Source organism: Sphaerisporangium rhizosphaerae (genome assembly GCF_042665155.1).
Lineage (GTDB): Bacteria > Actinomycetota > Actinomycetes > Streptosporangiales > Streptosporangiaceae > Sphaerisporangium > Sphaerisporangium rhizosphaerae.
Map to the genome: position 1 here is coordinate 1 of NZ_JBHTCG010000059.1, position 20,707 is coordinate 20,707.

The window sequence follows — 20,707 nt, forward strand, 5'->3', positions numbered from 1 at the left end:
GGTTACGGCGGTCATAGCGGAAGGGAAACACCCGGTTACATTCCGAACCCGGAAGTTAAGCTTTCCAGCGCCGATGGTACTGCACCGGGGACGGTGTGGGAGAGTAGGACACCGCCGGACAAAACTTGATAGATAGTTATGTGTGTTATGCAAGGTAGGCCATCCACGGTGTGGATGGCCTACCTGCATTTCAGGGCTGCTTCAGCTTCAGACCCCTGGATCGGCTGTTACGACACCTGGCGCCCACCTCGGGACTCCTATCCCGCGGGCCGGCCAAGACCCAGGACCACGACCGGGAGAACCGGCACATCCGTGCCCGCCCGGGACAAGCGAATGGACCCGCCCGGCATACGAGTGGACGGTCCAAGGGTTGCTGCCCACCCCGATCGTCAGTCCGTCAGATACGGCGGTAGTAGGCGGGTGGGACGGCCGGCCGATGGGCGGCGGTGTAGGCGCCGTCGTATGGCGCCCCACCACCAGACGCTCCGCCCTACCCCCACACACCTATCCCCCCAGGCCGACCCGGACCAGGGAAGCCTGCGCAGCGGGGAGGTCGAAGGGAGCCCGTTCGGCATACGCGTGGGTGGTCCGAGGGTTGTTGCCCACCCCGGTCGTCCATCAGACGGGGCGGTAGTGCGGCGGGTACGGGGGGACGTCGACGAACTTGCAGGGCGACTCTCCCCGGGGGTTCTTGGGCGACGAACGTGCGGGGCGACTCTAGCGACTCGCCCCGGGGGTTCTTGGGCACTGTTGCCGGCCGGCTTCCTGCCAGGGGGACACTCCGCCACTCGGCCTCCTGCTGCCAGCCGGCTTGGCAAGATCGGTGCCGATGCCGAACTCACGGGGAGTCAGGCTGCGCCGCCAGTGGCCGGTGAGCGAGCAGTCCTTGCTCGGCGGCGTACGCTTCGAGGCGGTCCGCCAGTTCGTGCGGGCGGCTCAGCGCAGGGGTGTGCCCACCGTCGATCTCGTCGGGGATGATTCCCAGGCGCTCCTGGGCGACGCGGCGAAGAAAAGCAGCCGGGAACATGCGGTCGTCACGACAGATCAAAACGCGTGTGGGGACATCTGGCCAGGCTCGCAGTGGCGAAGGTTCCCCCATCCGAACCTCGGACTGGGCGCGCGCCCGCTTCAGCGCCTCAGCGGCCAGTTCCGGCGGAACATCCTGGTAGAACAGGGCGATGGCATCGTCGTAGTGGTCCCGCGCCTCCTCCTCGTATCTCGTGCGGGCCGAGTAACCGGCGGGCGCCTCCGCCGGCGCGGGGATCATGGGTGCGACCAGGACGAGGAGCCGCGCCGCCACGCGGTCGCAGACGAGCGGGGCCGTGAAGCCGCCGAACGACTGCGCGACGATGATCAGATCGGTCCGGTCGCCGATCGCGCCGACCACGGCATCGGCGTACTCGGGCAGGCCGGCCGAGTCGTCGTCGCATGGAAGATCCGGCGAGATGGCGTCATGGCCTCGCGCATGCAGTTCGGCTTCCACCAGGTGCCAGTACCAGCCGACATCGCCAGCGCCGTGGATCAAGACAAATGTGGCCATCATGCCACCTTCCAGTGCTCACATCCCGATCCAGGCGACGAGCTGCCATCTGGCTCCGGGAAGATCGACGGGTGGACCGCAATCGCCGTTCGTGGCTGAGGTTAGGCGACGGGGCTGACATTCTCGGCGGCGTCACCAGGCCGGCTGATCTCACCAGGCCGCCCATCTCATGAGTCCCGCTGTGTCCTCGATCTCGGCTGTGTTCTCGATCGTGGCTGTGTCCTCGATCCTGCGGGCAGCGGTTGGCCGGTGTCACTGCATCGCCCAGTGTCACTGCATCGCCCAGGGTCACTGCATCGACCGGTGTCACGAGTCGGTCGGTTCACGAGTCGGTCGGCGCCGGCGGCGGGTTGCCGGAGTGGGGAGGCGGTCACCATGGACATTGGTGGCCCGGTGGTCCCGGTGAACATCTGGTGACGGCTTGGTCTGTTCGGTTCGCAGTCTCGTGGTGGCATGGAGGAGCTCGGCGGGGGCCGACGGGACGGTGAGGGTGGCTAGGGGATGTCGAGGGTGCCGGACCAGATGGTGATGGCGCTGCCGCTGAGTTCGAGGTGGTCGTCGTCGCGAAGAGTGGTGTGGACGATGCCGCCACGTTGCGATAGTTGTGCGCCTACAAGTGACTTTTCGCCGATTTTTCCCGACCAGTACGGGCCGAGCATGCAGTGCGCCGAACCGGTTACCGGGTCCTCCGGGACGCCGGCCGCGGGGGCGAAGAACCGGGAAACGTAGTCGACGCCGCCCGAGGCGTCCGTCGCTCTGGCGGTGACACAGACGGCCCGCGCGTTCAGAGTCGCGAGCGCGTCGATGTCGGGGGTCAAACTGCGTACGACCTGCTCGGACTCCACCACGGCGAGGATGTCGAAGGGGCCCGTCCCGACCCAGACGACCGGCACTCCGAGGGCCTCCACCAGGCCGTCCGGAGTGGAGATCTCGGTGGGCATGTAAGCCGGGAAATCCATCGAAATACGACCGTGATCAAGAAGTTTGGTGGTCAGGATTCCGCTTCTCGTCGAAAACTCGAGCGGTCCTGACGCCGCCCCTGTCGAATACAGGACATGTGCGGCCGCCAGGGTGGCGTGGCCGCACAATGCCACCTCGACGGTAGGGGTGAACCATCGCAGAGAGAGGGGCCGGCCGTCGCCCTGCCCGAGGACGAAGGCCGTCTCGGAGTGTCGCATCTCGCTGGCCAGGGCCTGCATCCACTCGTCGGATCTCCCAGAGTCCAGCAGGCAGACGGCCGCCGGGTTACCCTTGAACGGCTGATCGGTGAACGAATCGACGGTGAAGATACGCATGCTCTCGACCCTATCCACCCCCAGATAACCGGTCGATACGGGAGCGAAAGCCGGGCAAAATCAAAAGCACATGGGCGTGTCGCGCCGCCCCAGGCGGCACGTCGGTTACGGTCATTTGTGTCGGGGCACGGCGAATGTGGCCGGTTCTCGCGGAAAGGACAGCCGATGGGGGCAGTGCGCAGGGTGGTGAGCTACCTTGGCATGGGCGATGGGGATCAGTACGACGAGCCCTACGACTATGACGAGTACGAGGATGAGTGGATGCCCGCGTCGGAACGGGCCGCCAGGCGCTGGGGGTCGGGTGGGGACCCCGCGCGGATTGTCATGATCCGTCCGCGGAAGTACTCCGACGCGCTTCTCGTGGGGCAGCACTTCAGGGAGGGGCAGGCGGTGATCATGGACGTCGCCGGGATGTCCATGGCCGAGGCGACGCGGATGGTCGACTTCGCCGCCGGCCTGACATACGGCTGTGAGGGGCGCATCGAGCGCATCGCCGACAAGGTGTTCCTTCTTGCCCCCGCCGACGTTGAGATCAGCACGACGTGACCGGCAGCGGCCATGACGACCACCTGACCGTCGTCGGGTGTGATGATCACTGGCGCGCCGCCGGTCATGGCGACCACTTCGCTGTCATCGAAGGTGACGACTCCCTGGCCCTCACTGGCCGTGGTGGCCATTCGACCGCCGCCTCACGTTGTGGCGGTCGCGTGGCCGCCGCTGAGCATGACGACGACCTGGCCGTCATCGAGTGTGACGATCACTTGGTGGCCATCGGCCATGGCGACCTTCTGGCGACCTCCGAGCAGGCGACCTCCGGGCCGACATCGGCTGTTTGACCGCCGGTGCGTCATATGTCCGCGTGACCCTCAGCGCCCCTCAGGGGCAATGACGATCAGCGACCCTCAGGGGCGGTGGTCGGTGGCTACCGCTGGGCCTCTGCGGAGGAGGCGGCTGAGGGCGGTGAGGTTCTCGGACGCCTTGTCGGCCCGTTCGCCGGCCTCTCGGGCGTAGTCGTGGAGCGCCCACATGGCCGCCTCGGCCTGCTCGCGCAGTTGGGTGATCTCGGTTTCGACGCGACGTGCCTCGGCCTGTTCCCGGACGCTGCGGCGCCACAGGATGTAGCCGGCCACCCCTCCGAGAACGAGCCCGGCTACGGCGAACAGCTCCGAGACGGTGAAGGCGAGCACGACCGCCACGATGGGCAGCAGGGCGGGCGCGTACACCAGCCAGCGTCCCGACAGGCGTGCCGCTCCTTCGGCCCTGATCTTCGCTTCGGCGGCGGCGAGGGTGGCCTCGTCGGCGCCCTCGGGCCTGAGGATGACGTCATGCCCGTGGATCGGCACGATGATCTCGTCGGGCGGCGTCACGCGGGTCGCCTGAGCCAGGTCTTCGGCGGCGGCTCGTACGACGGGCGCGGCGACATGGAAGGCGATCGCCGCGAGGTGCGGGTCGGAGCCCGACCGTACGTCCTCCAGAAGGTGACTCGTCAGCGAACCGAGCGGGCCCGGATCCTCGAAGCCGATGAGAGCTCGCAGGACGGTCACCGGCTCGGTGTCCGGCCAGGGGCCGGGACGGTCTGGCCGGGGAGTGGCCGCCGGGCGCGTCGCGGTGATCTCGGTGCACCGTTCGAGCAGCCGGGCCAGCCGCGCCGCGGCCTGGACAGGCCCCGTCAGCTCCGAGACCTCGGCCAGCGCGGGAAGGGCCGAGAGCGCCGGTGACTCCGCCAGAGCCTGTGCCACGGCCTCCGGCGAAGCCGCCACGGCCTGCGATGGCGTTGACGCCGCCGAGGACCCCGCGGGCGAAGCCGATGCGGTGCCGGTTGGAGCCGATGCGGTATCGCTTGACGGGGATGTGGTGCCGCTTGGAGGGGATGCGGGAGAGACCGAGGGCGAAGCCGCGTCGGTCGAAGGCGATGTCGCGGTGCTCGGAGGTGGTGCGGCATCGCTCGACGGGGATGCCGCGCTGCTCTGAGGAGATGGGGTGCCGTTTGGAGCGGGTGTCGCGTTGGTGGGCGTAGGCGAGGCGGCGCCGTTCGGCGGCGATCCCGTGCCGGCCGAGGTGGATGAGGGGGCGGTGGCCGCCGGAGGCGGGTCGCCGGGGACCAGGGCGGTCAGCCAGCGGTCGGGCTCGGCCGTGGAGGACACGGCGGCGGCGTCCAGCTTGCGGAGGACGAAGATCTTTCCGGCCGGTCCGTAGGCGCCGCGCGCGGCGGCCATCCACAGGGCCCGCTGGCCGGGTTCGACAGGGCGGTCGGTGGACAGTTCGCCGAAGGCGGTGCCCAGCCATGAGGCATGGATGCGGTCGCCGTGCCCGCTGACGGCGAGGGACAGGCACAGGAACAGCGCGGTGTTGGCCTGATCGAGCTGAGCGGCCCGGGTGAGGGGGTCCAGCGCGTCCTCACCGGACAGGATCAGAAGAAGCGCCTCGATGGCGGGGGCCAGCCAGTGACCGCGGACGTCCAGGACGCTGGGAGGCGCGGGAGGCGCGGTGCCGTCGGCGGCGAGCTGGGTGATCAGCGCCTCGGCGTACCGTTGCAAGTCGGAGAGGTCGCCGTCGTGGTGCTGCGACTCGGAGAGCTCGCCGTCGTGGTGGTGCGGCCGGTTGGGGGCGCCGCCGTGGTGCTGTGTCTCGGAGAGGGCGACACCGTGGTCAGCTGCTTCGGAGAGGTCGACACGGCGGCCGGGTGCCTCGGAGAGGTCGCCGTCGTGGTCGGGTGGCTCGGTGATCGACCCTTGAGGTTCTCCGTTGTGCTGCTGTGGGTGCTCAGCGTCCGCGGCCCGAGGGAGGTCGGGGTTCGCGGTCAGATCCATGCTCAAAGCGGGCAACTCCCCGAAGGCGTGAGGAAGGCCCCCGGAGGCGAGGGTTCGGCGGGCACTCCCATGACCGCGCCCAGGTTAGTTCTTCCAGCCCAGCCATGCCTGGCGGCACGCCGACACACGTGAGTAACTTGATGCCGTCATGTCGGTCGATGCCCGGCGGCCCGCCGGCACATTGCCCCCCGGCCGCGCCGACCTGGGCGTCGGCCCGTACGAGTCGCACGGCCCGTACGAGTCGCACGGCCCGTACGAGTCGCACGGGCCGGAGGAGTCGTCCGGGCCCACGTCGATGGGCGGGGGGAAGCCGATGGGCGGGGGAAGGGGCGGCGGTTACATGCGCTCGGGGATCGGCACGCCCAGGAGGGTAAGGCCGGTCTCCAGGACGCGGAGGGTGAGGGCGCACAGGGCCAGGCGGGAGGCGCGGGTGGCGGGGGGGACGTCGTCGCGCAGGACCGGGCACTTCTCGTAGAAGCCGGTGAAGGCGCTCGCGGTCTCGAAGAGGTAGGCGCAGACCCGGTGCGGCTCGGCCAGGGCGGCGGCGTTCTCGATCACCGAACCGAAGCCGAGAAGCTGGAGCGCGAGCTCACGCTCCGCCGGCTCGCCGAGGAGGATGGGCCCGGCGACGGTGGCGGGGTCGACGCCGCCCTTGCGGAAGATCGACCGGATGCGCGCCGTGGCGTACTGCATGTACGGACCGGTGTTGCCTGTGAAGGACAGCATGCGGTCGAAGTCGAAGATGTACTCGCTGTCGTGGCTGACCGACAGGTCGGCGTACTTGACCGCGCCGATGCCGACGGCCCGCGCGATCTCGGCGCGGGTCGCCTCGTCGTACCCCCGCTCGGCGATGGCGGCGGAGGCCCGCTCGACCGCCTCGTCGAGGAGGTCGGTGAGCTTGACCGACTCGCCGCTGCGGGTGCGGAACCGGCGGCCGTCGGCGCCGAGCATCATGCCGATCTGGATGTGCTCGGCGGAGACGTCGTCGGTCAGGTAGCCGGCCATGCGGGCGGCGGCGAAGACCATCTGGAAGTGCAGCGACTGGTCGGCGCCCACCACGTACAGGATGCGGTCGGTCTTGAGGTCGCGGACGCGGTAGCGGACGGCGGCCATGTCGGTCGTCGCGTAGCCGTACCCGCCGTCGCTCTTACGGATGATCAAGGGCAACGGCTTGTCGTCGCTGCCCGTGAAACCCGGCGGGAAGACGCAGAGGGCGCCCTCGCTCATCACGGCCACCCCGGACGCCTCGAGATCGGCGCAGATCTCGGCGAGCATCGGGTTGTACATGCTCTCGCCGGCGATGTCGTCGTCGGTGAGGGTGACGCCCAGCGTGTCGTAGACCTTGTTGAAGTAGCGGATCGTGGCGTCCATGAACAGGTGCCACAGCCGCATGGTCTCGGGGTCGCCGCCCTGCAGGGTGGCCACCCGCCGCCGCGAGCGCTCTTTGAACTCGGGGTCGGAGTCGAACTTGGCCCGGGCCGCCTGGTAGTACTCGTTGGTCTCGCCGGCCTGCAGCTGGGCGATGGCATTGGCCTCGCCGATGTCGAGCAGGTGCTCGATGAGCAGGCCGAACTGCGTGCCCCAGTCGCCCAGGTGGTTCTGCCGGACGACATGGTTGCCGAGGTGCTCGAGCATGCGCACGAGGGAGTCGCCCACGATGGTGGTGCGCAGGTGGCCGACGTGCATCTCTTTGGCGGCGTTCGGTGCGGAGTAGTCGACGATGACGGTCGCCGGCGGCGTGCTCAGCCCCACCCCGTTGCGCGGGTCTTCCAGGATGTGCAGGGCCTGGGCGGCGACCCACTCGTCGTTGAGCGTGATGTTGAGGAAGCCGGGGCCGCTGACCTCGACCGTGGAGAAGACGTCGCCGGCGTCCAGGGCGTCGGCGATGGCCTGGGCGACCTCCCGCGGCGCGCGTCGCAGCCGCTTGGCCAGGCTCAGTGCCACGTTCGCCTGGTAGTCGGCGAACTGGGAGGGCCGGATCAGCGGGTCGGCGCCTGCGTACTCCGGGCCGAAGGCGGCGCCCAGCGCCCGCTGGACCCTTTCGGTGAGCACGAGCTGCGGGTCGGTCATGCCACAAGGATATCCGCTGATCATCCGCCGCCGAGAATGGATATCCGGCCCTGTGGACGAGTCGGACGGGTCCCGGTCTGTGGACGGTCCCTGCTGCTTCCCCTTCCGTTGGTGGGCCACTGTGCGGATCTCTCCCTGCGGATCCCCCGTCTCTCGAGAATCCGCCCCCGCGGGTGGTTCTCCGATCTCTGAAACCCTCCTGTGGACGGACCGCCCCTGTGGACGACCGGCACCCGGCGAACGGCTCTCCCTCGCGGGGAGAGGTCACCAGCGGCGGTGGGAGCGTTGGGTGGTGGCGATGCGGTCGCCGACGCGGGGGACGGTGCCCTGGCGGGCGAGCGTGGCGGCGAGGACGCAGGCCGCGGCGATGCCCTTGGCCGTCGAGGAGCCGTGGGCGATCACCACGGTGCCGTTGAGTCCGAGCAGCACCGCGCCTCCGTAAGCCTCGGGGTCCAGCCGTTTGCGCAGGTCGCGGAGCCGGCCGCGCTGGAGGGCCGCGGCCAGGCGGGAGATCCGGCCGCCTTCGAGGGTCTCGCGCAGCTCGCTGAAGGCGTACCGGACCGCGCCCTCCATCGTCTTGAGCGCCACGTTGCCGGTGAAGCCGTCGGTGACGATGACGTCCACCTCGCCGCCCAGCAGGTCGTGGCCCTCCACGTTCCCGGTGAAGTTCATGCCGGGGACGGCGGTGAGCAGCTCGTGGGCGCGTTTGGTGAGCTTGTTGCCCTTACCCGGCTCGCCGCCGATCGTGAGCAGCCCGACGCGCGGTGAGGTCAGGCCCAGCGCGGTCTCGGCGTACGCGACGCCGAGGTGGGCGAACTGCACGAGGATCTCGGGCTTGGCGTCGGCGGTGGCTCCGGCGTCCAGGAGCACGGTGGGGTGGGGGCGGGTCGGCAGCGGGACGGCGATCGCCGGCCGCAGCACCCCCTGCTGCGCCCGCAGCCGCAGCTTCCCGGTGGCCACCACGCCCGCCGTCGAGCCGGCGGACACGACCGCCGAGGCGTCGCCGCGCCGGACCAGATGGCAGGCGAGGGCGATGCTGGACCGGGGCCGGCGCAGGCTGGCCAGGGCGCCCTCGTCCATGGTGAGGGCCTCCTCGGCCCGCACGATGGGGATCTCGCCGACGGCGTCGTGCTCGGCGAGGGTCTCGGCGATCGGCCGGGGCGCGCCGACCAGGACGACGGGCACGCCGTGTTCGCGTACGGCCCGCACGGCCCCGGCCACGATCTCGCCGGGGGCGTTGTCGCCTCCCATGGCGTCAAGGGCTATCGGCGCAATGCCGTCCAAGCGGTCACCTCGCGCGGAATGAGTGTGTGTCCCGCATCGTAGGTGGCCACGCGGGGTGGTCGGCCACCGCCCACCGGTCGTCGCGCCGGCGCCGACGACCTGCGCCGGTCAGCTGTCGCGCCAGGGCCAGTGCCACTGGGCTTCGCGGGAGACCACGACCTTGCCGAACATGGCGCGGCCGGTCACGCGGATGAGCGGAGCGTCGGGATCGCCGCCGTGGCCGCCGTCGGAGGCGCCGCCCTGCGCGCCGCCGGAGACGTGGCGCTTGGAGAACACGGCGCTGCCCTCGTCGATGACCCGGGCGTTGGCGGGGACCCGGACGATCAGCTTGCCGCAGAAGGAGTTGAGTTCGAGGGTGACCTCGCGCCCGGGCAGGACGGCGTCGGTGAGGTCGATGATCAGTGCTCCGAAGGTCGAGCGGAGCGTGGTGTGCCGCCCGGCGACCCACCGGCCGCTCCGGATGACCTTGCTGAAGACGGCGGCGACCTCCTGCTGCTCGGCGCTGAAGCCCGAGGAGGACGAGCCGAGCGTGGACGGCAGGTCGCGGGTGAGGGGGACCAGGTCGCCGACGGTGACGGCCGTGTAGGCGGCCTCCAGCCGGTCGGCGTGCTCGACGCTGGTGAGGCGGCCGGTGGCCAGTCCCTCACCGAGGACCGCGGCGACGCGGTCGCGGTCGGCGTCCGATGCGCGCTGTGCGGTGTCGCCTGACTCGAAAGGCGTAAGGGAGCTCACTCGGCCAGCGTAGCCCAACTCAAGATATGTCGCGATATCCGGAAGGTTTTACCGAGGCTTTTCGGTCGGACGGAACCAGGCCGACACGTTGGCGCGTCCGTACAGAAAAGCGTAAGACGCTCAACAGGCGCATCAGGTTTACCGGAGATCCCCAAAGAGAGGAAAATCTCGAGTGACCCTGACACAGACCGGTACACGCGGGTTCAAGGCCTACACGGCGAAACATCTGGATGATCTGCTCAAACGTGGCCACCTCAACGCCGAGACCCGGCTGCGCGTTCGCGCGGTGGCGACCGTGTTGCCCTTCCGGGTCAACCCCTACGTCGTCGACGAGCTGATCGACTGGTCGGACATCCCCGACGACCCGATCTACCGGCTGGTCTTCCCCCAGGAGGACATGCTGCCCTCCGACGAGGTGTCGCGCATCGCCGCGCTGCTGCGGTCGGAGGCTCCCCGGGACGAGCTCCAGGCGACCGTCCGCGCCGTCCGCATGCGGATGAACCCGCACCCGGCCGGGCAGATGGAGCTCAACATGCCCCGGGTCGGCGGCGAACCGGTGGCCGGCATGCAGCACAAATATCCCGAGACCGTGCTGTTCTTCCCCAAGCAGGGGCAGACCTGCCATGCGTACTGCACCTACTGTTTCCGCTGGGCCCAGTTCGTCGGCGAGCCTGATCTGAAGATGGCCTCCGACGACGCCCAGGCGCTGGTCCGCCACGTTCGCGAGCACCCGGAGATCACCAGCGTCCTGTTCACGGGCGGCGATCCGATGATCATGAGTGCCGCCGTGCTGAGGCGGTACGTCGAGCCGCTGCTGGGGCTCGAGCAACTGGAGTCCATCCGCGTCGGCACCAAGTCACTGGCGTACTGGCCGGGCCGCTTCGTGACCGACCCGGACGCGGCCGACACCCTGCGCCTGTTCTCCTCGGTGGCCGAGTCGGGCAAGAACCTGGCGTTCATGGCGCACTTCTCCCACCCGCGCGAGATGGAGTCGCCGCTCGTGCAGACGGCCGTGCGGGCGATCAGGGACGCCGGCGCGGTGATCCGCACGCAGGCGCCGCTCATCCGCACCGTGAACGACGAACCGGGCATCTGGGCCGAGATGTGGCGCAGGCAGCACGCGCTGGGCATGGTGCCCTACTACATGTTCGTCGAGCGCGACACCGGCCCGCAGGACTACTTCGCGGTGCCGCTGGCGCGCGGGTACGAGATCTTCCGGGACGCCTACACGCAGGTGTCGGGCCTGTGCCGCACGGTGCGGGGGCCGTCCATGTCCGCGACGCCCGGCAAGGTCTGCGTCGACGGCGTCGCGGAGGTCGCCGGCACGCGCGTCTTCGTCCTGCACCTCATCCAGGCCCGTGACCCGGCGCTCGCCGGGCGGCCGTTCTTCGCGCACTACGACCCCGAGGCGGTGTGGCTGAGCGACCTGCGCCCGGCCTTCGCCGACCGGTTCCCGTTCGAGACGGAGCCGGCGGCCGGCGCCCTATCGGCCCTTGAGGAGCCGCCGCCGCGCTGACCGCCCCCGCGGACGCGCGTGACGCGGAACGGCCGGCGCCCCGGGTGGGGCGCCGGCCGCTCGCGGTCTACGGGCGGACGTCTGCGAACCGACGTCTTCGCGACGGGGGGCGTTCTCGAACAGCGGCCTTTCGAACAGAAGCCTTGGGTGGCCTCCGCCGAACGCATCTCGTTCGACCGGATCTGTCGGATCTCGTGCGACCGGATCTGTTCGGATATCCGGACATATGGGGAAGCGCTGGGTTCGGCGGGCGGATCGGTCTCGGTTGTCGGCCGCCAGGCGGCGGATATGCGGATATCAGGCGTCGGACGCCGGAGCGCGCACGTACGTGCGGCGGGCGATCTGGGCCTGAAGTCGGGCCATCTGCCAGTGCAGCTCGATGAGCTGCTCGGCGAGCAGGCCCCGCGGAATGTCCGACGGGTCTTCGGCGGACAGGTTATCGATCGCGTTCGCCAGCTCTCGCACCCCGCACCCCCACTCCATCACGGTTTCCCTCGGCTCGAATCTTCGTTCGAATCATAGTGGAATCGCGTGCGGGGTGTCAGCAGATTCACCGGGCGTGTCCGGACTTCTGTACGGTCTAGCCGCGTCCGTACCGGTACGCGCGCGGGGCCACTCCGGCGCCGTCAGACCCTGTGGAGCCGTCGGGCCCCCAGAGTCGTCAGGCCCCCTGGAACCGTCAGGTCTCGTAGACCGGAGCGATGTAGCCGCGCGCCAGCGTGTTGGCCACGATGGTGAAGCCCACGACGGCCGGCGAGGCGTCCTCGCCGACCCCGAGCTTGTCCACGCCCAGGGCGTGCACGGCGAACAGGTAGCGGTGCGGCACGCCGGGCGGCGGGGCGGCGCCGCCGTACTCGCGCAGGCCGTAGTCGTTGCGACCGTGGACGGCGCCCTCGGGAAGGCCCTTGTTCTCCCCGCCGCCCGCGCCCGCCGGCAGCTCGGTGACGCTCGCGGGGATGTCGAACAGCAGCCAGTGCCAGAAGCCGCTGGTCGTGGGCGCGTCGGGGTCGTAGCAGGTGACGGCGAAGCTCTTGGTGCCCTCGGGCGCGCCCGACCAGCGCAGGTGCGGCGAGATGTTCTGCCCTGACATGCCCCAGTCGTCGAACACGTGGTCGTCGGACAGGCGCTCGCCGTCGCGCACGTCGTCGCTCTCGACGGTCAGCGCGGGGACCTCGGGCAAGAAGTCATAGGGGATCGGTGGCTGGTTGGCCACGATGGACCTCCGAAGGAAGGACGTTCCGGACCTCCCCATCTTGCCCTCTGAGACGGCCCTCAGACGATCGGCGGGCGCCGCGCCTGGAGGAAGGGCCGGAAAGCCGTGAAGGCGCCCTCACGAGGCCGTGAGGGCGCCTTCACGCGGGATCGACCGGCCGGCCGGTCAGGAGTTGTAGGCGGCGAGCACCGTCGCGGGGTCGCCGTCCATCTTGATCTTGCCCTTGTGCAGCCAGATGACGCGGTTGCAGGTCTCCTCGATCACGTCGAGGTTGTGGGCGACGAGGAAGACCGTGCCGGCCTCTTCGCGCATCTGGTGGATGCGCTCCTGGCTCTTGCGCTTGAAGTCGCGGTCGCCGGTGGCGAGCGCCTCGTCGATGAGCAGGACGTTGTGGCTCTTGGCCGAGGCGATGGCGAAGCGCAGCCGCGCGCCCATGCCGGAGGAGTAGGTCGACATGGGGAACTGGACGAACTCGCCGATGCCGGAGAACTCGACGATCTCGTCGTACCTCTCCTTGACCTGTGCGGGCGTCATGCCCATCGCGTAGCAGCCGAGCACGATGTTGCGCTCGCCGGTGAGCTCTTTCATCAGCGCGGCGTTGACGCCGAGCAGCGACGGCTGGCCGTTGGTGTAGACCGAGCCCTTGTGCGGCGGCAGCAGGCCGGCGATGGCCCGCAGCAGCGTGGACTTGCCCGATCCGTTGCGGCCGATGATGCCGATGGCGTCGCCGTGCCGGGCGACGAAGGACACGCCCTTGACGGCGTGGACCTCCTTCATCTGCGGCCGGCCCTGGCGGCGGATGAGCCGCATGAGGGCGTTGGCGGCGTTGCCCTTCTCGGCGTCGCTCGCCGCGCCGTACACGCGGTAGACGATGTGCAGGTCGTCGACGACGACGGTGGGCGTGCCGGGCTCGCGCTCGGGCGCGCTCGCGGGGGCGGGCTGGGGCGCCTCGTCCTGGGGGTGGGCCATCTGGGACGGCTCCTTGGTCAGCTCAGCCACGGCCATACCTCTCCTCGGCCCGCCAGAAGTACCAGAAGCCGCCGATCAGTGCGACCGCGGCCCAGAAGCCAGCGTATAGCCACAGTTGGGGCAGGGTGCTGTGCGGGAACTGGTGCACCTGCAGGTCATGGCCGTAGCTGCGCAGCAGCAGGTGGCGCATCAGGTCGATGAAGACCGAAGGAGGGTTGAACTCCAGCAGGAAGCGCGCCCACTCGGGGCTGCCCTTCATCTTGGCCGGGATGCTGTAGAACACGCCCGAGGTGTACAGCCAGGTGCGCAGGATGAACGGGAGCAACTGGTTCATGTCGCGGACGAATGCTCCGACGCGTGCGAGGAGCAGGCTTACCCCGACATTGAAGATCGTCTGCAGCAGCAGAGCGAAGGGGATCAGCAGCCAGGCCCAGGTCAGTGGCTCGCCCGTGACGAGCACGATGACGAACAGCACGCCCATCGAGATGGCGAGCTGCTGGAACTCCTGGATCGTGTAGGCCAGAGGGAGCGCGGCGCGGGGGAAGTGCAGCGCCCGGATGAGCGAGAGGTTCCCCGAGATGGACTTGGCGCCGCCGGTGATCGACCGCTGGGTGTAGGAGTAGACGAACACACCGGTGATCAGGAAGGCGGTGTAGTTCGTGAGGTCCTTCTTCTGCCCCAGGATCACGCCGAACATGAGGAAGTAGACCCCGGCGTTCAGCAGCGGCGTCAGCACCTGCCAAAGCTGGCCCAGCGCCGAGTCGGAATACTTCGAGACGTTACGCGACGTGGCGTACGTGAGGACGAAGTGCCGCCTGTCCCACAGTTGGCGCAGGTAGACGGGCAGACTGGGACGCGCGATGGCGCGTCGCAACCCGTGGCGCTCGGCGAGCGCGGACAGCGATTCCTTCCCGTTGGGAGAGGTGCCGCCCGCCCGGTCGCCCGCCCGGGAGTCCGCTACAGCGGATTCCGGCTGACTCATGGGATGGACTCTATTGGATACCGGTGAATGAGATGCCTACGGTCCCACTTGATCGCTCTTGAGCGTAAGCCGTCCGCCGAGGCGGCGCCGATCATGGCCGCGGGGCCGTGTCATCGCAGCTCGGTACCTGAGATGGCCGAAAGCGGCCACCCGGCCTGGATGTGCGATCACATCCAGGCCTGTGTACCTTGGTGACTGCTTTATGCCGTATCAGGGCATTATTGACAGCCTAGTTGGTATGCGTGTGACGTCCGTCAGGGGCACGTGTGACCGAACTGCAATGCGCCAGAGACTCGCTGGTGAGAAGTAGTGAGGAATGCTCGCGGTCGTCTGGCAGGGCGTCAACTGATTTGACCGTGTCCGCGAACTCCAGGGATCGATCCCCTGGGAGGCGTGCCCGACATGAGCGGCTCAGTCCTAACGCCCACCTTAGAGGGAGGATTAATCCACGATGCGTGTGACCAAGGGCGCACAGATCGTCGCCGGGACCGCACTGCTGGCGCTCGCGGTTGCGGCGTGCGGCGGCAGCGGCGGCAGCACCGGTACCAGCTCCAGCGCCGCAGGCAACGCAGGCGCGGTCAGGGTCGAGATCGCTGAACCGCAGCACGACCTCATCCCGGGCAACACCACCGAGACCAGCGGCGCCGAAGTGCTGAACGCACTCTTCGTCGGCCTCGTCGACTACGACGCGGACAAGAAGCCGTACAACCGCGTCGCCGAGTCCATCGAGTCGCCGGACTCCACCACGTGGACGATCAAGCTCAAGGACGGGTACAAGTGGCACAACGGTGAGCCCGTCACCGCCCAGAACTTCGTCGACTCCTGGAACTTCACCGCCAACGGCGCCAACGCCCAGGAGGGCAACTACTTCTTCGGCAGCATCGTCGGCTACGACGAGCTGAACCCGGGCGAGGGCAAGACCCCCACCGCCACCGCCCTGAAGGGCCTGAAGGTCGTCGACGACAAGACCTTCACCGTCGAGCTGAAGAACCCCTTCTCCGGTTTCCCGACGATGCTGGGCTACACGGCGTTCTACCCCCTCCCCAAGGCGGCGTTCGAGGGCGAAGGCAAGCTCAAGGCCGACTTCGGCGGCAACCCGATCGGCAACGGCCCCTTCAAGATCTCCAAGCCCTGGAAGCGCGGCACGGACCAGACCATCTCCCTGGTCCGCGACGACAACTTCAAGGAGGGCAAGGCCAAGATCGACGCGGTCGACTTCAAGATCTACACCGACCTGAGCACCGCGTTCAACGACCTGCGCGCCGGCAACCTGGACATCATGGACCAGCTGCCGCCGGAGGCCATCTCCACCGCCAAGCAGGAGTTCGGCGACCGCTACATCGAGCAGCCGTCGTCGGGCATCGGCTACATCGGCTTCCCGATCAAGAGCGGCGGCGACTACGCCAAGAACGCCGACATCCGCAAGGCCATCTCCATGGCGATCGACCGCAAGACGATCACCGAGACGGTCTTCTCCGGCACCCGCGTCCCGGCCGACGACTTCATCAGCCCGGTCGTCTCCGGCTACCGCCAGGGCGCCTGCGGCGAGGCCTGCACCTACGACCCCGCCAAGGCCAAGGCCCTGTTCGAGCAGGCCGGCGGGCCGAAGGCCGGCACCATCGAGATCGGCTACAACGGTGACGGCGGCCACAAGGAGTGGATCGAGGCCGTCGCCAACAACCTGCGCACCAACCTCGGCGCCGAGGTGACGCCGAAGCCGGTCGAGAAGTTCGCCACGATCCTCGAGGACCTGGGCAACAAGAAGTGGCCGGGCGCCTTCCGCATGGCGTGGATCATGGACTACCCGTCCCCGGAGAACTACCTGCGTCCGCAGTTCGGCTCGGGCGGCAGCTCGAACTACTCGGGCTACAAGAGCAAGGAGTTCGACGACCTGGTGACCCAGGGCGACGCGGCCAAGACCCTCGACGAGGGCGTCAAGTTCTACCAGCAGGCCGATGACCTGGTGCTCAAGGAGCTCCCGTACATCCCTGTGTACTTCTACCAGACGAACGGCGCATACTCGCAGCACGTGAAGAACGTCAAGATCGACCCGTTCGAGCGGATCGACCTGTTCAACGTCGAGAAGGCCTGACGTCAACCACTCCGGGTGGTTGGGTACCCTGAACCACCCGGAGTGGGCGACACCCACGAGGGCAGCTCTGTTGGTTGCGGCGGGCTGCCCTTTGTAATGATCGGGAGACTAGATGGGCCGCTACGTCATCAGGCGCCTTCTCCAGGCGATCCCTGTGCTGTTGGGCACCACATTCCTCATCTTCGCCATCGTCTACGCGCTTCCGGGTGACCCCCTCCAGGCGCTGGCGGGCGAAAAACGCGTGGACCCGGTGTTCGCGGCGGCACTCCGGGAGCAATTCCACCTCAACGACCCCCTCATCGTGCGGTATGGCTACTACATCCGCGACATTCTGAGCGGGAACTTCGGCACCACCTTCCGAGGGTTGCCGGTCTCGACCATCTTCGAGGGCAAGTTCCAGGTCACCCTCCAGTTGTCGGTCACCGCCCTGATCTTCGAGGCGATCATCGGCGTCGGCCTCGGCCTGTGGGCGGCGCTGCGCCGCGGCAGGTGGGAGGACAAGGCGATCCTGGCCGTCACCCTGCTGATGGTGTCGGTCCCCACGCTGGTCAGCGGCTTCGTCCTGCAGCTCGTGCTCGGCGTGAAGCTGAAGCAGAGCACCGGCATCGACTTCTTCCCGGTGGCCGGCATCCAGGACGGGCTGCGAAGTTACCTGGTGCCCGGGTTCGTGCTGGCGATGATCTCCATCGCGTACCTCACCCGCCTGACACGGACGAGCCTGATGGAGACGTTGCGCGCCGACTACGTGCGCACGGCCATCGCCAAGGGCATGCCCAGGAGACGGGTGCTCGCACGGCACGCCCTGCGGAACTCGCTGATCCCTCTGGTCACCTACCTGGGCGCGGACCTCGGAACGCTCATGGGCGGCGCGGTGATCACAGAGACGATCTTCAACCTGCCCGGCATCGGCCAGCAGCTCTTCCAGTCGGTGTACCTGCAGGAGAACTCCGTCGTGGTGGGCATCGTGACGGTCCTGGTCCTGATCTACATCGTGGCCAACCTCGTCGTCGACCTGCTGTACGCCGTCCTCGACCCCAGGATCCGCTATGAGTAACGACACCCTTCCTTCGCTGGCTCCGTCGCAACCCGCCGAGCCCGCCAAGGAGAGCAAGCCCGCCAGCCTGTGGTCGGACGCGTGGTACGACCTGCGGCGCAACCCGGTCTTCCTCATCGGCGCCGCCATGCTGGTGCTGCTCGTCGCCATCTCGGCCTTCCCGGGGCTGTTCGACACCGTCGGGGTCGACGCGAAGACCTGCTCCCTGGCGCAGGCGCGCAAGGGAATCACCTCGGAGCACTGGTTCGGCACCGACAACCTCGGCTGCGACGTGTACTCCCGCGTCATCTGGGGCGCCCGGGTCTCGATCATCGTCGGATTCGTCAGCGCCATCGTCACCGCCCTGATCGGCGGCGCCCTGGGCCTGATCGGCGGCTTCTACGGCCGCTGGGTCGACATCCTGCTCTCCCGCATCGCCGAGATCTTCTTCGCGATCCCCTCCATCCTCGGCGCCCTGCTGATCCTCGCGGTCATCGGGCGCGACAACGCCGGCATCGGCAGCGTCGTGCTCGCCCTGTCCCTGCTCGCCTGGCCGATGATCCTGCGCATCATGCGCGCGGCGGTCATCACGGCCAAGCACCAGGACTACGTGATGGCGGCCCGCGCGCTCGGCGCCGGACCCGGGCGGATCATGCTGCGGCACATTCTGCCGAACGCCGTCGCGCCGGTCATCGTGGTCTCCACGATCAACCTGGGCGCGTTCATCGCCGCCGAGGCGGCCCTGTCCTTCCTCGGCGTGGGCATCCAGTCGCCGCAGATCTCCTGGGGCCTGATGATCGCGGACGCGCGCAACCGCTTCCTGGAGGCGCCGCTTCCGCTGATCTTCCCGGCGCTGTTCCTCAGCCTGACCATCCTCAGCGTCGTCATGCTGGGTGACGCGGTCCGAGACGCGCTAGACCCGAAGCTGCGGTAGGAGAGGGCAACCGAAGGTGAATAACCCGTCGATCGACACCCACCCCCAGGAAACCGGACCCGCGCACGAGCCCCTGCTCGTGGTGGACAACCTGCACGTGGAGTTCGCCACGCGGCAGGGCGTGGTGCGGGCCGTTAACGGGGTGAGCTACACGGTGAACGCCGGGGAGTCCCTCGCCGTGCTCGGCGAGTCGGGCTCGGGCAAGTCGGTGACCGCCCAGGCCATCATGGGCATCCTGGACATGCCGCCGGCCCGCATCCCCAAGGGCGAGGTCCGCTTCCGCGGCACCGACATGCTGAAGCTCTCCGACCAGGCCCGCAGCCAGATCCGCGGCCAGCGCATCGCGATGATCTTCCAGGACGCTCTTTCCGCGCTGAACCCGGTGTTCACCGTGGGCTGGCAGATCAGCGAGATGTTCCGCGTCCACCGCGGCATGTCCAAGCGCGACGGCATGAACAAGGCCGTCGAGCTGATGGACCGCGTGCGCATCCCCGCGGCCAAGCAGCGCGTCAACGACTACCCGCACCAGTTCTCCGGCGGCATGCGCCAGCGCATCATGATCGCGATGTCGATCGCGCTGGACCCCGAGGTCCTGATCGCCGACGAGCCGACGACCGCGCTCGACGTGACGGTCCAGGCGCAGATCATGGAGCTGCTCGCCGAGCTGCAGCGCGAGAGCAACATGGGCCTGATCCTCATCACGCACGACCTCGGCGTGGTGGCGGACGTGGCCGACAAGATCGCCGTCATGTACGCCGGGCGCATCGTCGAGCACGCCCCGGTCCACGACCTGTACAAGAGCCCGGCGCACCCCTACTCCAAGGGCCTGCTCGACTCGATCCCCCGGGTCGACATGAAGGGCCAGGAGCTCTACGCCATCAAGGGGCTGCCGCCCAACCTGCTCAACATGCCATCGGGCTGTGCCTTCCACCCCCGCTGCCCCTACCGTCGCGACAACTGCGTGACCGACGTGCCTCCGCTGTACGAGATCAGCGGGACGCGCGGGAGCGCCTGCCACTACTACCGGGAGGTCCTCGATGGCACCCTCGGGTGAGCGGATCCTCGAGGTTCGTGACCTGGTCAAGCACTTCCCGCTGACCCAGGGCATCGTTCTCAAGCGCCAGATCGGCGCCATCAAGGCGGTGGACGGGGTCTCCTTCGACCTGCACCGCGGCGAGACGCTCGGCGTCGTGGGCGAGTCGGGCTGCGGGAAGTCCACCCTCGCCAAGCTGCTCATGGCGCTGGAGCGGCCCACGTCGGGGGAGGTGAAGATCAACGGCACCGACATGGCCCGGGCGCACGGGGGAGACCTCAAGCGGATGCGCCGCAACATCCAGATGGTCATGCAGGACCCCTACACCTCGCTGAACCCCCGCATGACGGTCGGCGACATCATCGGGGAGCCGTTCGAGATCCACTCCGAGGTGGCGCCCCGCGGCGACCGCCGCAGGAAGGTGCAGGAGCTGCTCGAGGTCGTCGGCCTCAACCCCGAGCACATCAACCGGTACCCGCACCAGTTCTCCGGCGGCCAGCGGCAGCGCATCGGCATCGCCCGCGGACTGGCGCTGCAGCCGGAGATCATCATCTGCGACGAGCCGGTCTCGGCGCTGGACGTGTCGATCCAGGCGCAGGTGATGAACCTGCTGGAGCGGCTGCAGGACGAGTTCAACCTCGCCTACATCTTCATCGCCCACGACCTGTCGGTCGTCCGGCACATCTCCGACCGCGTCGCGGTGATGTACCTGGGCAAGATCGTCGAGCTGGGCAAGGACGAGCAGATCTACGAGCGGCCCGCTCACCCGTACACGCAGGCGCTGCTGTCGGCCGTGCCGGTCCCCGACCCCGAGGGCCGTGAGACGCGCGAGCGCATCATCCTGCAGGGCGACCCGCCGTCGCCCGCGGACCCGCCCTCGGGCTGCCGCTTCCGCACCCGGTGCTGGAAGGCGCAGGACATCTGCGCCGAGCAGGAGCCGCTGCTGGAGATCCGCGCCGGCGGGCACCTCAGCGCCTGCCACTTCGCCGAGTCGTACGACGTCATCCACGCCTCCTGACCCGGCGCACCCGGTACGCCCGGGCCGCACGGCCCACGAGAGACCCCTCCACGGCAGGCGCGGATTCAAGGGGTCGTCGCAACACTGATCGATCAACTGGCGAGTGCCAGGAGCTTGGTGAGACGCTCGGCTGGGGTTTCCCAGCCGAGCGTTTTGCGTGGCCGGCTGTTCAACCGGGCAGCGACA

Annotated in this window: 18 protein-coding genes and 1 rRNA gene; 9 read left to right on the forward strand and 10 right to left on the reverse strand. The window is 68.6% G+C overall.

Annotated elements, in window-relative coordinates; translation table 11 throughout:
* Positions 1–3: 3 nt before the first annotated feature.
* Positions 4–120 (forward strand): 5S ribosomal RNA (gene rrf / locus ACFQSB_RS39250).
* Between the two features lie 718 nt (positions 121–838).
* Here the strand turns inward: rrf and ACFQSB_RS39255 are convergent.
* Both ACFQSB_RS39255 and ACFQSB_RS39260 read right to left on the reverse strand, forming a co-directional pair.
* Entirely contained in the window at positions 839–1,540 is a 702-nt protein-coding gene (locus ACFQSB_RS39255) for an alpha/beta fold hydrolase (RefSeq protein WP_380832370.1), read from the reverse strand.
* Between the two features lie 494 nt (positions 1,541–2,034).
* Positions 2,035–2,835 carry a PhzF family phenazine biosynthesis protein gene (locus ACFQSB_RS39260; RefSeq protein WP_380832372.1) on the reverse strand — a complete coding sequence of 267 codons (801 nt, stop codon included), beginning with the start codon at positions 2,833–2,835 and terminating at the stop codon, positions 2,035–2,037.
* 165 nt (positions 2,836–3,000) lie between these two features.
* Between ACFQSB_RS39260 and ACFQSB_RS39265 the strand changes: the two genes are divergently transcribed.
* Positions 3,001–3,381 carry a cell division protein SepF gene (locus tag ACFQSB_RS39265; protein WP_354928598.1) on the forward strand — a complete coding sequence of 127 codons (381 nt, stop codon included), beginning with the start codon at positions 3,001–3,003 and terminating at the stop codon, positions 3,379–3,381.
* Positions 3,378–3,671 carry a hypothetical protein gene (locus tag ACFQSB_RS39270; protein ID WP_380832373.1) on the forward strand — a complete coding sequence of 98 codons (294 nt, stop codon included), beginning with the start codon at positions 3,378–3,380 and terminating at the stop codon, positions 3,669–3,671. The genes ACFQSB_RS39265 and ACFQSB_RS39270 overlap by 4 nt, the downstream gene beginning before the upstream one ends.
* A gap of 66 nt (positions 3,672–3,737) precedes the next feature.
* On the opposite strand, the gene ACFQSB_RS39275 is transcribed toward ACFQSB_RS39270, so the two are convergent.
* The 4 genes from ACFQSB_RS39275 to ACFQSB_RS39290 all read right to left on the reverse strand — a co-directional run bounded on the left by ACFQSB_RS39275 (position 3,738) and on the right by ACFQSB_RS39290 (position 9,731).
* On the reverse strand, positions 3,738–5,645 hold the full coding sequence (locus ACFQSB_RS39275; protein ID WP_380832374.1) for a hypothetical protein: 1,908 nt from the start codon (positions 5,643–5,645) through the stop codon (positions 3,738–3,740).
* Positions 5,646–5,981: 336 nt separating this feature from the next.
* Entirely contained in the window at positions 5,982–7,715 is a 1,734-nt protein-coding gene (argS, locus tag ACFQSB_RS39280; protein ID WP_380832375.1) for an arginine--tRNA ligase, read from the reverse strand.
* Positions 7,716–7,979: 264 nt separating this feature from the next.
* Entirely contained in the window at positions 7,980–8,966 is a 987-nt protein-coding gene (gene plsX / locus ACFQSB_RS39285; RefSeq protein ID WP_380832389.1) for a phosphate acyltransferase PlsX, read from the reverse strand.
* 141 nt (positions 8,967–9,107) lie between these two features.
* Positions 9,108–9,731, reverse strand: coding sequence for a DUF1707 SHOCT-like domain-containing protein (locus ACFQSB_RS39290; protein WP_380832377.1), 624 nt, complete (start codon positions 9,729–9,731; stop codon positions 9,108–9,110).
* Positions 9,732–9,903: 172 nt separating this feature from the next.
* Between ACFQSB_RS39290 and ACFQSB_RS39295 the strand changes: the two genes are divergently transcribed.
* Positions 9,904–11,247, forward strand: a complete 1,344-nt coding sequence (locus ACFQSB_RS39295; RefSeq protein ID WP_380832379.1) for a KamA family radical SAM protein — start codon at positions 9,904–9,906, stop codon at positions 11,245–11,247.
* A gap of 297 nt (positions 11,248–11,544) precedes the next feature.
* Here the strand turns inward: ACFQSB_RS39295 and ACFQSB_RS39300 are convergent, their stop codons facing one another.
* The 4 genes from ACFQSB_RS39300 to ACFQSB_RS39315 all read right to left on the reverse strand — a co-directional run bounded on the left by ACFQSB_RS39300 (position 11,545) and on the right by ACFQSB_RS39315 (position 14,411).
* Positions 11,545–11,730 (reverse strand): hypothetical protein, encoded by a 186-nt coding sequence (locus ACFQSB_RS39300; RefSeq protein ID WP_354845316.1) that lies wholly within the window; start codon positions 11,728–11,730, stop codon positions 11,545–11,547.
* A 196-nt stretch (positions 11,731–11,926) separates the two neighbouring features.
* Positions 11,927–12,460 (reverse strand): YbhB/YbcL family Raf kinase inhibitor-like protein, encoded by a 534-nt coding sequence (locus ACFQSB_RS39305; RefSeq protein ID WP_380832381.1) that lies wholly within the window; start codon positions 12,458–12,460, stop codon positions 11,927–11,929.
* Between the two features lie 165 nt (positions 12,461–12,625).
* Positions 12,626–13,429: an ABC transporter ATP-binding protein gene (locus tag ACFQSB_RS39310; protein WP_380832391.1), complete on the reverse strand. Its 804-nt coding sequence runs from the start codon at positions 13,427–13,429 to the stop codon at positions 12,626–12,628.
* A 22-nt stretch (positions 13,430–13,451) separates the two neighbouring features.
* Complete coding sequence (locus ACFQSB_RS39315; protein WP_380832383.1) at positions 13,452–14,411, reverse strand: ABC transporter permease; 960 nt, start codon at positions 14,409–14,411, stop codon at positions 13,452–13,454.
* A gap of 451 nt (positions 14,412–14,862) precedes the next feature.
* On the opposite strand from ACFQSB_RS39315, the gene ACFQSB_RS39320 reads away from it, so the two are divergent.
* The 5 genes from ACFQSB_RS39320 (at position 14,863) to ACFQSB_RS39340 (ending at position 20,521) form a co-directional block, all read left to right on the forward strand.
* Positions 14,863–16,503: a peptide ABC transporter substrate-binding protein gene (locus ACFQSB_RS39320; RefSeq protein ID WP_354845328.1), complete on the forward strand. Its 1,641-nt coding sequence runs from the start codon at positions 14,863–14,865 to the stop codon at positions 16,501–16,503.
* Positions 16,504–16,615: 112 nt separating this feature from the next.
* Positions 16,616–17,557: an ABC transporter permease gene (locus tag ACFQSB_RS39325; protein WP_380832385.1), complete on the forward strand. Its 942-nt coding sequence runs from the start codon at positions 16,616–16,618 to the stop codon at positions 17,555–17,557.
* Entirely contained in the window at positions 17,550–18,470 is a 921-nt protein-coding gene (locus tag ACFQSB_RS39330; protein WP_380832387.1) for an ABC transporter permease, read from the forward strand. Before ACFQSB_RS39325 ends, ACFQSB_RS39330 begins: the two co-directional genes overlap by 8 nt.
* 16 nt (positions 18,471–18,486) lie before the next feature.
* The gene (locus ACFQSB_RS39335; RefSeq protein WP_354845336.1) at positions 18,487–19,524 is read left to right on the forward strand and encodes an ABC transporter ATP-binding protein; all 1,038 of its coding nucleotides are present in this window, start codon (positions 18,487–18,489) and stop codon (positions 19,522–19,524) included.
* A complete protein-coding gene (locus tag ACFQSB_RS39340) occupies positions 19,508–20,521 on the forward strand; it encodes an ABC transporter ATP-binding protein (RefSeq protein ID WP_354845339.1) in 1,014 nt (337 codons plus the stop codon). Before ACFQSB_RS39335 ends, ACFQSB_RS39340 begins: the two co-directional genes overlap by 17 nt.
* Positions 20,522–20,707 lie beyond the last annotated feature (186 nt).